Raw genomic sequence first — 13,068 nt, 5'->3', positions numbered from 1 at the left:
TCCATTTTAATTTAATCTCGTCATAATCTATTACAAAAACACTCTCTAAAACCAGTAATATACTCCAATCAAAATAAGATATACTATAAAATTAAAAGCTAGTGTTCCTACTATCAAATTCACTTTTGTCTTTTCGACAATATCTATATTTATATTTTTTTTCCAACCTGCACAGAGAGGATATAGATATAACAAAAATGGTGTAAAGTATCTTCCTTGAGTTCCTACTGAAATAGAAGCATTTTCACCCAAAATTTGTGGCGTCCATAAGAAGTACATAATTGCAATAATAATAGCTACTTGTACTGGAAAAACCATGCCTAGCACGATTGCCTCTGATTTAGGCAGTTCAAAACTATTATCCACAAACAATAAAAGTGTTAGGACAAATATGTCAAAGAAGACAACCCATAATGGTAACGGGATTGTTAACCAACCAAAGTAACCAAAAATACCTGTAGTGAGAAATGTATTCAAAGCTCCATTTAAATTATTGTTCATCAAGGTATTAAACATCATTGTAGCAAATTGTTTCACCCCAACGGTTTGGTGGATATAAACACCTGCTACCACTGCAACCAAGAGAGAGAGTAGTGATAGGACAACTAGACGATGTTTCTGAAACCACTTCAGAAACGGATTGAACAATGTCAGTCTATCTATACATTCAAAATTGACAAAAGCAAGAACGGCTAATAAGAAAATATTATTTAATTTTACAACTGCCAATAAAATTGCTATAGCCAAAAGCTGAAAAAGATGTTTTATTCCAAATGTTCTTCTATCCAAAAGATTGATAATGAAGGTAAAGAAACCCGCAATAGCAACATGATTTAATACATCATATGAAAGTGAACCTGCTTGTTGAATCATCATCGGCAATAGAGAAACAAATAATAGAACTTCTTTCCCTGAACGAATAAATTTAATGAAGTAGAAAATCGCAATAATATAGACTGCAGCATTTACTAAACGACCAAATGTCAATATAACCCCCAAGGAAGGATAGATTAACTTACCTATATACATCCCAATAAATTGAGGAAGATATGAAATACTTTTTAGTTCAAAGTTAAAGCGTGATGAAATTTGTTCTGTATCAATCTTTTCAACAAAAAACTGCTGAAATAGACTCCAGTTTACGTCTGCATCAGCTGGCTGGGGATTATTGATAATATCATTCTTAGCTTCCCAATCCATAATGTGATCTGAATCCGGATACAAAATATGCCATGCTATATCCGCATGTTTCACCTCATCTGGAACTTCTGTAGCTGGCATGAAGAAAACAGAAATACCAATCATGCATATCGCTAGATATAAGAATATTTTTTCGATTTTCATATGTCTCTCCTAGTTAATTTCAAAAAAAGATAAATAATCTTGAATATATCCTTTCCCTACTGTTATATCATATTGTAATAAATACAAATCATCTGCAACAGTTTTACCTTCTTCTGTTAAATCTATTTTATCAATGGACGCTTTATTTAATACTTCTGTCAATAATGCAACATAAGGTGAGACCCTAGAATTAGTATGTTCAAATAAAGCTGCTGTAAAATCACTAGAGTTCAGATACGGATAGTTTAGTTTTTGGGTATCTTTATTACTCCAAATGAAATAATCCGTTTGAAACTGACTTTCTGGTTTTTCTTTAAATGTCGCTTGTGGATACAAGCCTGGCAAATGGTCACCGTAAAATACTAATGTAACTTTTTTATCCAACTCTGATAGACGATTTAAAAATTCTCTTGTTGCCTCATCTGTATAACTAAGCAATCGAGAATAGCTTGTCAATTTTTCATTTTCTTCTGTTGTAAACCCTACACCTGTTGCAAGGATTTCCGAAGGTTCACTTGCAATCCATGGTGAATGATTTTGCATCGTAATGACAGAGAAGAACTGACTTTTATCTTGTTGAATGTTATCTAAAACATTTGAATAGACAGTCTGATCGCCAATCAAAGCACCTACAGCAACAGGATTACCTATTGGGAAATCCGTGTCTGACTGTGCAATAAACTTGCTAAAACCTAGATCCTTATAAATATTATTTCTATTATAATTTTTAGCACTTGCAGGATGAATCACTATTCTGTCCTCTGGAGCAAAATAATTACTAATAGACGGAAAATAATTCAATTTTGGAACAACTTCAATATAGGCCAAAGAAACAGAGGATGAAAAATTATAGAAAGGCAAGCCACTCAAAGATTGAAATTCCATATTTGCAGTTCCACCACCATAGGCATCTGATTTCATTATCCCACTTGTAGTTTGACTCATTATTTCTTCAATATTAGGTATTACATTTTTGGAAACTTGTACATTTGGGACACGTGCTGGATTTGAAAAACTTTCACTAAGAACAAATATTAACGTCTGTTCTTCTATATTACTTGTTCTTGACTGATTAATTTCAGATGCTAGTTTACTGTATTTATTAACAATTTCTTCTATTTTTTCTTTACTGTACGCTTCTGGTTTTATCATTATTTGCTTCGTCAACTGCTTTGTCCAAACATACATTAACGACTTGTAGCGAGCATTTGTCGAAAAACCAAACCAAGCTATATCATCCTTGTTATTCAAATTGGAAATTATGGGAATATTTTCCTTTATTTTTCCTTGATCACTATTTGAAAATATATTAAAAATCATTCCCAGAATTCCTAGCAACGAAACTGCTAGTGCTAGACGCTTTTTCCAATACCCAATCACTTTTCCTTTTAAAATAGTAAAATGCAGCGCTATTGTTATCGATACTAATAGAACAGAATACTGTATAATTTTGCCTATGATATTTCCATCAACGAAACCAGCAACTGTACTTAGTTCTGTTATCCAAGTAAAATCACTTATCAATAGCGGCTCGTTTCTCATTGTTTCTTTAACTGCATTGACAGTTGAGATAATAGAGAAAACAAAAATAATTAGGAAAGTTGAAGAAATATACCTATTTACTACTACATAAGTCAGTAAAAAAATAATAGATAGAATCAGAATCTGGTAGCTAACTGCCCCTTGAAATATATAACGATCTAATAGCTTTTCCTCTCCTTTGATTCCGAGTTGAAGAGTAAAATTAAAGATAACTGCAAGAAAAACACTGGTAAAAGTTGCCGTCCAAATACTAGACCTATTTTCCCAAAAATCACAAACTGCTTTATAAGTAACAATTGATCCGCACCATGCCAAAATAAATGGTAAGAATAGAATATTTTTAACCTCATTAAAAAATTCAAAAATACCAAAAGAAAGACTGTTACCAATCTGTTGATTGAAGAAGTCAATAAACAAACTATTGCTGAGGATGCAATAAACTAATATAGTTGAAATCAAGAATGTTTCATTCAGACAGATTATGTATTTTTGAATAAGTGCGTTTAACCTTGGACTAAAACGGACAACGTATGCCAATAAAAGAATAGAGAATATTGTTCTAATAACTTTTAACTGGAAAAATCCATTTCCACTGAAATCCCACATATCAATAGTAGGGTTATTAATATTTATCCCTAAAAAAATACCATAAGATATAATCAATATAAAAAAGTATGCAAGTAGAAACTGCAAAAAATTTTTTAGATTTAATACTCTAGAAAACAAACTTGCAAAATATAAAATAATTATACCTGATAGCCCCAACCAGAAAGGTAACTGAGCTGAAAAGGTCTCTTGGCTAGCCAATAATGATTGAACTGGTATAATCGAACCAATAAAAATTAACAAAAAAATAGCTACTATAACAGAGGTGTAATACGCAAATTTAGAGTAGGGAATCGATTGGAGAAAATTCTCATAGTTTTTCAAAACTAATAAATCTTTTAACTTGTTCATCATCGCTTCAATAACCGTTTCACTACATATTTTGCAATTGACTTATTGATAAAGAAGAAATATTTCAAGGCACCTGTTAAGCCTCCGAAATAAGTAAAATCAACTGGTGCAACAGGGTTAAAGCGAATTCCTTCTCTCTTATTCAATAAAGTGACATCTACAAAAGGTGGCAAGGTAACTGGATTTTTTGAAATGAGGAAATCATAGTCATTGCCCCAAGCAATATACACCAGCATCCTCTCAATAGAATGAAGAATTGTTGCAAGAGGCAGAGGCTCTTCTGGCACTTCTTCGTCTTGAATATCAATATCAAATAATGGTTTTAGGGCATCATACCTAAACCATACATAGGTACCATAACTCATGACATAGGTAGAAAATTCCTGAAAATCCAACTCTTTCTTCATTCCCATTCTTTCCCATAGCACATTCATATCCGTAGATAAGGCACCTTCATAAAATGGATCCAAAGAGATATAACGGAAATAAGTTGGAATATCAGCAATTACTAGTCCTAATTTATCATTCTGAGCAAGTTGTGAAACAATCGCGTCCGATGGTTTCACTAACATTTCTAGCAACTCTCTTCTCCATGATTCTCCAGCCCAAAATTCAGCTTCAAGTGATTTTTTTGTATGAAAATGCCCGATAAAATCATAATTCGATAGCTGTTCTTTCAATTTTAGCATTGGAAGAACATCTCTTCCACGGTTTCCAGTGATGTGGACAGAGGCAATCGCTTCTCTTTTTGATAAAATCTCTCGAATTTGATCAGCTTTGTCTTCCTTATCAGTTGTCAAATATAGATCATATTCAAAAGTAAAGGTTGAAAAAATATCTAGAAAACTTTCCAAAAGATCAACATAATAAGTATGTAGGTGAATCGCTACCTTTTTATCCAAAAATTCAGGTTGGATATTCTTATCTAAATACTTGTACTTTAATAAGTTATAGGCTGCTGGAGTGAACATGTTTGACATATGTTCAACAATAAGCTCGGTAGGATACTCTGAAATCTGTGCCAATTCATCAATTACAAAAGAAGTTTGCTGGGGATTTCCTTCCAAGGCTTTTACTTTGATAAAAGGTACCCTTTTTTCAATTATCTTCGCAACATTATAATATGAAAAATCTGGTAAAGGCATATGATGTAGCTCTTCGGTTGTTGTATCAAAGACTGCCTTATAGTTAAATCCAGCATCCACAAAAATATTGGTTACTGGCGATTCCAAATAATCAATAACATCCTGTACAATTGTATACTCCCGTACATTCGACCAGAAGTTTTTAAATTCCGGCGATTGAACAACTTGCTTTTTAAAAGTGACAAAGTAACTCTGGAGGTGTTCTTTAAAACGTTCCGTAGCTCGATGATTTGTCATACCCCAAAAATCTGTAGACAAGTCACTTTCAAAGCGTTCAAAAACTTCCTTGATATCCCAAATTGGACCATAGCAAGTATCGTTCATAATGGTCACAGAGTCATAGCTTGATACATGCTCAAAACCTAACTTTTGAAATCCATCTTTCCATGCGACAAAGTCAAAACCACTATTTTTTCTTTGCAAAAAATCAGTAATTAAACCAGATGTTTCTAATCGTTCTTGGTCTAACTTTGATAATTTACTATTTGAAATGAATAGAACTTCTTCAAATAAGGGACGCATTTTCTCCAGTTGGTAAACAACATGGGAACTTAAATTGTCATACTTATTGTAATGGACATACAATAGTAATCGTTTCATTATTTTCTCCTAAAAAAATTAATTAGTTTCGTTGCAATAATCCATCGGCGAGATGTAACAATAGCCTGATAATCCTGTCGAACTTTCTCAAGTTCTCTTTCTCTCTCCTTAAGACTTTCCTTTAAAATTTCGACAGCTTGAAACTTATTTCTAATTGACTCTAGAATCTCAGTTCCACCACTTGAGGCTAGGTTGCCCGACATTACGGATGCATATTCGATGCAGGCAGTTTTTCCAGCATAGGCCCTAACATCATAAACAAGATATGGATCTAATTCTAAGAATATGTATCCATTTTTATATTGGAGACCGTTGGATTGTATCGGATTTAAATAGTTATCATTTCCAGCTATAGAAACTCTAACATCTGAATAAATTGAAGGTAGTTCAGATAAATCTACCCTTAATTCCGTAATATTATCATCTATGAAAATTTCAATTTTATCTTCATACCTTAACTGATAAACTTTCTTATTTTCTTCAGAAAATGGCTGCTCCTCCGTTGAAAAATAAATTGAAACTTGATTTTGTAATCTATTCAAGAACTCTTTTTTAGATATAGAAAAATCCAACAAGAAATTAATATCGCGAAGTGATTTCTTAACAGGCACTTGTTCTAATGTTATATCTAAAATCAATGTTTTATAAACATTCTGCACTTTGTAAAATTTTCGATATTCTTCAACTACTGCTCTTGCCTTAGCTTTATAAAATGAAAATTCCTCAATCAACCTATTAATTTCAATCACCAAACTATCGCAATCCCCCAAAGGGTAGAGGGTTCCATTTTGAAAAATATCAAATACAGATAAATGACCTGGATTGTTTGAAATAATTGTTGGGATAGCATTTAATAAAGCCTCTATATATACCAAACCAAATGTCTCTAACTTTGAAGTAAATACGCAAATATCTTGATCAGTTACCAAACTCCATGGCTCTTTCTGATAGCCTAAAAAGTGTACATTGTTCAACTCATTATTCTGGATATATAAGTCACACTTTTGCTTGTAGTTTTCCTCCCAAGCTCCAATAAAGACAAGTGGTATGTCCGGTCTACCTAGTTTATGGTACGCTGTAATAAGCTCTAATTGATTCTTACGTTCAGTCAATTTTCCTATAGAAACAATTCGAGTTTCTTCGCCAACTATATTTTCATAGTATTTTACAGCAGAGTAGGGAATAAATTCTTTCAATTTCTCCTTAGAGAAATAATTACTTAAGTTATTAAACAATTCTCCTTTAACTGCATAAATCGCATCTGAATATTGATCTATAAACTCAATTTTATTTTTATAATATTCAAACTCACCAAATGGAAATTCATGAATTAAGTAGATATGACGGACATCTTCACATGCTGCAGCAACAGCGCCTTGAAACACATTGACAGTATTACTAATGACTAAATCTATTTCCTTATCACGAATGATTTGTCGTATCTTTGAAACTGCATGTTGGTAAGAAAATGATAATAAATCTGGACGAATATCTTTAGAGTTTGGCGCCTCTTCCCACCACCATTGAACAGTTGAAACTGGGTGTCCAACAATCCCATACTCAAGCATTGTTTCTGTATATTTCTGAGAAGTAGAATGTTGGCTCTCTGGAAATACATTGTGAACATTAATCCCAACTTCACTTAAATACCTCATTAGATTTACTATAGAGATCTCCGCACCATTATCTAATGTACCAGTTGGTGAAATAAATAATACATTCATCTGACGCCTCCAAAATTTCAATCCGTCGTTTCCCATGCTCCGTTTCTATGTAGCATACCTGTATTAGAATCATATTCTGAAAATAGAGTAATTGGAACCTTTCTTTCCAAAATGAAAACTGGTGGTTTTTCTCCTGAAGAAATTGCCAAATCATTTTGTTTTTCATCTCTGACTCTGGCAATCAATTTCAATTTAGCTCTATTAAAGTATGGTAACTTACATTTATAAATCAACTTTTTATGTCCTGCACCACTTTGCATATTATCCCATGAATTATCATTATAGACACCAACATTAGTATCTACATCAATAAATGAAAAAGCTATATGTGTCTTCAGATCATTCTCTAATACTTGATATGAGAACTCAAATACAAGCTCGTCTATCGGTGAAACTGTCTGTGAAGATAACATTTCAACATGAAAATTTTCAACTTTTGGCTTTGCTTGTTCCTGAATAGTTTCTTCTGCTTCAACCGTTTGTTGAATTTTAACAGGTTGAGATACATTATCCAAACTATATTGATTTGCTACATCGTCTGGATTTCCAAATGTCTTCACTAAACCATTCTCAATCAACACAGCCTTATTACAATACTTTTTCACCGCTCCCATATCGTGCGTTACTAAAATGGTTGTTTTCCCACTTTTCTTGCGTTCCAAGAAATAGTCATTACACTTCCGTTGAAAAGCTTCATCCCCAACTGCCAAAACTTCGTCGAGAACCAAGATGTCACCTTGGGCCTTGATAGCAACTGAAAAGGCTAGACGCACCTGCATACCACTAGAGTAGTTTTTTAGTTTTTGATGCATGAAGTCACGGAGTTCCGCAAAATCAACGATGTCATCATACATGGAATCGATTTCTTCCTGAGAAAAACCAAGAAGAGCACCATTCAGATATACATTTTCACGACCCGTCAATTCAGGGTTAAAACCAACTCCCAACTCAATGAAGGAAACCAGTTTTCCATCGACAATAACAGAACCTTTTTCAGGGACATAGATTTGAGAAATGATCTTCAAAAGTGTCGATTTCCCCGACCCATTTCGACCAAGAATACCAAAAAAATCACCCTTTTCCACTTCAAAAGAGACATCTTTTAGGACATGATGCTCCCTATATCCTTTTATACCTCTCAGCCGATTGACCATTGTTGTTCGCAAGCTCTGTGTTGCCTCAGTTGGTAACTTAAAAAACTTGCTGACATGATCTACTTTTACTGCAATATTCTTTTCTGTCATTAGAGAATCTCCGCAAATTTCTTAGAATGCTTGTTAAAAACATTGACACCAATCACAAAAACGATAATCGGAATCAAATAAGGAATCAAAACAATTGCCTTATTACTAATGACCTGCCATACTGGAAGGTTGGCCTTATCAATAACGAAATAACGCATGTCTTGAATAATCTGTGCCATTGGGTTTAGCATAATCAACTTGGCAGCCAACTCACTCTGATTCATCACGAAAGATAATGAGTAGATAATCGGTGTTGCATACATGCCTGCCTGCATAATGACTTCCCAAATTTGTGATAAATCACGAAATCTAACAAAAAATGTTGACAAGATAAAGGCAATACCCGTGGCTAAAAGAAATAGTTCTAAAAACAATGGAATAGCCAAAAGAATTGTCCATGAAAATTGAACGCCATTAAAGATTGAAAAAATCAATACAACAACTAAGTTAATAGAAAAATTAATGGCTGCTCCAAAAATAGATGACAAGACAATAATTTCTTTAGGAAAATTTAACTTTCGAAGCAAGTCACCACGATTTACAATGGAAACCATGCCCATATTTGTCGCTTCTGAGAAAAATGACCAAATGACATTTCCTAGTAATAGTGCGACTGGAAAGTGTGGTACATCTCCACCTAAGCGTAAGAAATGAATGAACACCACATACATAATTGCAAATAACATGAGTGGTTTTAAAATAGACCAAAGGTAGCCAATGACTGACCCCTGATACCTGAGTTTAAAATCAGTTTTAATCAATTCTTTCAAAAGAATTCGATTTTTTGTGGAAAACAATTCCATATTTACTCCTTAATATAAGCAAACTTTGTCACAATCAGTGTTGTAAACACGAAGGTGTGAAAAGCCTTATTTTTCCTCAATCCATATTTTCTCAAAATCCTGAATCGTTCTAGCATTGGTTTATCCATAATGGTTACAAATGCTTCAATTAATTCTCTATTTGACTGAGATAGAGGCATTTGTAGTAAGTGTCGGGCTTGTTTTTGACTATTTTTTATCAAATCCCAATAGACTGCAAATAAAATATGTGGACGAATCCATTTTTTAAAGCGTTTTGATAGAGTTCGAGCTCCTAAGACATTATCCGAATGTTGACGATAAAGTTCCCCTGGTAGATTAATAAACACCAGGTTTCCAAAGGCTGACGCAAGCAGGGCCAGATACCAATCATGCATCAAAATATCCTCAGTTACTTGCCACATTTCAGCAAGATGATGATTAATCATGGCGACACCGCCAGTCACAGTATTCTCAGTCAACTCTTGCACCAATTCCGTATTGGCATGATGAGATTGAGATTTTACCATGCTTTCTACCATAACCTCTAGATTTTGATTGACAACTTTGAGGTCCATATAAACCATCAATGGCAAATTTGTTGGATAGGCTTGTGCTTTTTTCAGGCTAACTTCCAGTTTATTTGGCAGCCAAACATCATCTTGGTCACTGAAAAAATAGAAATCAGCAGTATCATAATGAACTAGCCTATGAAAACTTTTGATGACACCGAGATTTTCGTCTGTCTCAACATCTATGAAGTGAATTCGCTGATCTTGTTCAGCAAAATCTTTAATAATCTCTCTAGTTCGATCACTGGAACCATCATCACGAATGAACAGTGTCCAGTCTGTGTAAGTCTGTTCTTGAATAGAACGAATTTGCTCAGCTAAGAACTGTTGACCATTGTAGGTCGACATGAGTATGTTTACTTTCATTGTAAAAATAATTCCTCGTACTCTTGGACGATTTTTTCCCAGGTGTATTCATCCTTCATGTGTTTTTTCGCAATTTCTCCTAATTCCACCGCTTCAGCATTCTCATCAATTTGGTTAATTAATTGACTCAGGCTACCTGACTCCTTACTCCAATACCGAGCACCTTCTAGGGCAACTTTGCGGTTAAAATCAACGCCTAAAACCAAATTTTCATTGGTTTGCGCCAGCGCTTCTAGGAGACTAGGATTGGTTCCTCCAACTTCATGTCCATGAATATAAGCTCGACATTCTTGGCGCAGATACTTAAGTAGTTCTTGGTCATATACTGTTCCTACAAACTTAATCCTCTTATCGGATATAAAGCCTGTCTCATCTTTCAATTTTTGAAAATAGGCAGAGCCTTCATGGTTTGCAACGATGACTAAATCACGTCTCGTGTTGCTTGCCATAAACTCCTTAATTGCTATCACATAGTTATTCTCAGGTACAAAACGACCGATAATCAGATAAAATTCTTTCTCTTTAATGTTCCAATTTGTAAAATATTGACGAACTTGTTCAGATTCTTTTATTAACTTAGTCGGACTTAAATCTGTACCATAGGCAATAAAGCGTGTATTGGTAGCCGAGTATTCAGATTGAATATAATCCTCAATTCCCTCATTATCAGCAATAATCAAATCAGCATATTTGACCATCATTTTTTCAGAAAATTTTAGATACCTTTGGACTGGCTTAGCCCACTTGGCCCGTTTCCATTCCAAACCATCTGGATTGACAAACAAGGTACCTCCAACAGAGTGAATCTGTTTCGCAAAAGGTACTATGAAGCCACCTATGGTATTTCCCAAGATATAGAAAATTGGTCGCTCTATCTGCTGTTCCTTAATGATTTTAAGGGCATAAGTGATCGCCATCATATCATAAGCAATCACACGAGCTGGTCCAAGTTTTGGTGGATTAATGGTGAAGCAATCTGCACCTAGGTAGGTCGAATGTTGGTGATGACTTGTATCCGATAAACAAGCCACATGATAACAAATCTTCTCAGATTGCTGGTGACTGACCAATTGTTGGACAAAGGTCTCAAAGCCACCATATTTTGCTGGCAGTCCACGACTACCGATAATAAAAACGTGTTTCATGAATCCTCTCCATCAAATTGCAGTTCTTTTCATTATACCATTTTTTAGTTTTTTTTCCTAATTCTATCCTAGTTTGCTGACAAAAAACAGAATGTTCTATTCATTTTATATTGCTTTAATATATACTTCAATTACTTATATTTTACATTCAAGTTAAATACCATTTAAACTTATTTTATTATTTTAGCAATAAAAAGACCACTTAATATGACAGTCCACTACAATTTAACTGCATACCATAAGTAGTCTTTTCAAATTTTATTTTAAATAGAAAAAATTTATTATAATTTTACCCCGATAGGCGAATAGTCAAGACAATTTATTGAGTTAGCTATCAAGATAGTATAATTTATAATTTTCAATAATTGATCGTAATTTTTCACCATATTTCGGATCAGTAGCATATCCTGATTGTCTTAGCGCAAGAATCGCTTGTTGATAATCAGTTGCCTCTCTGAAACTCTGGTAATTTTTTATTCTCCACGGAGTAGAGGTAAAGAACTTAGCATAGTCTGCTACACTTTCATTCCATGAATTATATTTTCTAAACAAGTGCTTTTCTTGCTTCTTCTCACCATCACGGTATTCATTGGTAATGATTTCAATTGTAGCACCCGTCCACGCAGCATCCGCTTTGATGCCAAAAAGATTATTCCCATGAGTCGCCAAGTATGACGTTCCCCATGCACTTTCGAGGATGGCTTGAGATAACATGACGCTCGAAAGGATAGAATTAGCTTTTGAACTTTGCTCAATTGCAGGTACTAGATTAGCTATGAAACTTTTTTGATCATTAGAAAGTTTTCCTGTTTCAATACCTGTACCTGCAGTTCCTACTTTCCCTCAACAGCACCATACCAGTTCATCACACCTTGTGCCAATGCTTTCGCAAGGCGAGTGTGATAAGAGTCTTGTTTGATAACTTGTAATTCCGAAGGATTATCCATAAATCCTAGCTCCACTAGAATGGCAGGAATTGCTGTCTCGCGAAGGACTGCAAAAGTTTCTCTTCTTACACCACGGTTAACTGCACCTGTTTCTTTAATTAAACTCTCCTGAACCTTGTTGGCTAAAATCTCACTTTCAGCTAAACGAGTAGGGTTATTATGCATTTCTTTATTAATTTTAGGTTGGTATTCCGGATCGTATTGATACCAGTATGTTTCGATACCAGTCGCATTCGAAACTCCTGCTCCCGTCGCATTAAAATGGATACTAATAAATAAGTCTGCGTTGCTTGCATTCGTCATTCGTGACCTCTCTGTTTTGAAGTCTACATCATAATCGCCTGTACGGGTCATCAAAACATTGATTCCATATTTCAAGAGATTTTCACGCAACTTATTTGAAACAGACAATGCAAGATTTTTTTCATGTACACCTCCATAAGAAGCTCCTGAGTCTCGCCCTCCATGTCCTGGGTCAATATAGACTGTGTAGGAGCGTGTTGATGGCAATTCAACACTAGTACCGCCAACTGCTGTCATACTTCCATCTGTTCCGCGGTAGTAAACGTGCGAAATGTACTTCCCTGAACTATATTTATGTTGGTTTTTGTTAATTCTTGCAAGGTAGCTACCGTCTGACTGGCGTGATGCTTCATGCCAAACAATATCATCCTGACCTCCT

At 34.5% G+C, this 13,068-nt stretch carries 10 protein-coding genes; all 10 read right to left on the bottom strand.

Annotated features, from left to right (window positions below; all coding sequences use genetic code 11):
- Positions 1-45: 45 nt before the first annotated feature.
- Positions 46-1,344: a DUF2142 domain-containing protein gene (locus tag P7J58_RS00720; RefSeq protein WP_408555300.1), complete on the bottom strand. Its 1,299-nt coding sequence runs from the start codon at positions 1,342-1,344 to the stop codon at positions 46-48.
- A gap of 9 nt (positions 1,345-1,353) precedes the next feature.
- Positions 1,354-3,843 carry an LTA synthase family protein gene (locus P7J58_RS00715; protein ID WP_408555301.1) on the bottom strand — a complete coding sequence of 830 codons (2,490 nt, stop codon included), beginning with the start codon at positions 3,841-3,843 and terminating at the stop codon, positions 1,354-1,356.
- Positions 3,843-5,588: a rhamnan synthesis F family protein gene (locus P7J58_RS00710; protein WP_408555302.1), complete on the bottom strand. Its 1,746-nt coding sequence runs from the start codon at positions 5,586-5,588 to the stop codon at positions 3,843-3,845. Before P7J58_RS00710 ends, P7J58_RS00715 begins: the two co-directional genes overlap by 1 nt.
- A complete protein-coding gene (locus P7J58_RS00705) occupies positions 5,588-7,312 on the bottom strand; it encodes a glycosyltransferase family 4 protein (protein WP_408555303.1) in 1,725 nt (574 codons plus the stop codon). Before P7J58_RS00705 ends, P7J58_RS00710 begins: the two co-directional genes overlap by 1 nt.
- A 17-nt stretch (positions 7,313-7,329) precedes the next feature.
- The gene (locus P7J58_RS00700; protein WP_408547878.1) at positions 7,330-8,556 is read right to left on the bottom strand and encodes an ABC transporter ATP-binding protein; all 1,227 of its coding nucleotides are present in this window, start codon (positions 8,554-8,556) and stop codon (positions 7,330-7,332) included.
- Entirely contained in the window at positions 8,556-9,359 is an 804-nt protein-coding gene (locus P7J58_RS00695) for an ABC transporter permease (RefSeq protein WP_024375697.1), read from the bottom strand. The genes P7J58_RS00700 and P7J58_RS00695 overlap by 1 nt, the downstream gene beginning before the upstream one ends.
- 2 nt (positions 9,360-9,361) lie before the next feature.
- Positions 9,362-10,294: a glycosyltransferase family 2 protein gene (locus P7J58_RS00690; RefSeq protein ID WP_408555304.1), complete on the bottom strand. Its 933-nt coding sequence runs from the start codon at positions 10,292-10,294 to the stop codon at positions 9,362-9,364.
- Complete coding sequence (gene cps2T, locus P7J58_RS00685; RefSeq protein ID WP_408555305.1) at positions 10,291-11,439, bottom strand: beta 1-4 rhamnosyltransferase Cps2T; 1,149 nt, start codon at positions 11,437-11,439, stop codon at positions 10,291-10,293. Before cps2T ends, P7J58_RS00690 begins: the two co-directional genes overlap by 4 nt.
- Before the next feature lie 327 nt (positions 11,440-11,766).
- Positions 11,767-12,195, bottom strand: coding sequence for a glycoside hydrolase family 73 protein (locus tag P7J58_RS00680; RefSeq protein WP_079267464.1), 429 nt, complete (start codon positions 12,193-12,195; stop codon positions 11,767-11,769).
- Between the two features lie 77 nt (positions 12,196-12,272).
- Positions 12,273-13,068, bottom strand: a 796-nt coding sequence (locus P7J58_RS00675) for an N-acetylmuramoyl-L-alanine amidase (protein WP_398588749.1), incomplete at its 5' end; no start/stop codon positions are given.

The sequence above is a fragment of the Streptococcus suis genome, assembly GCF_046032535.1.
GTDB lineage: Bacteria > Bacillota > Bacilli > Lactobacillales > Streptococcaceae > Streptococcus > Streptococcus suis_AK.
This window is presented reverse-complemented; position numbering and strand designations above follow the sequence as displayed.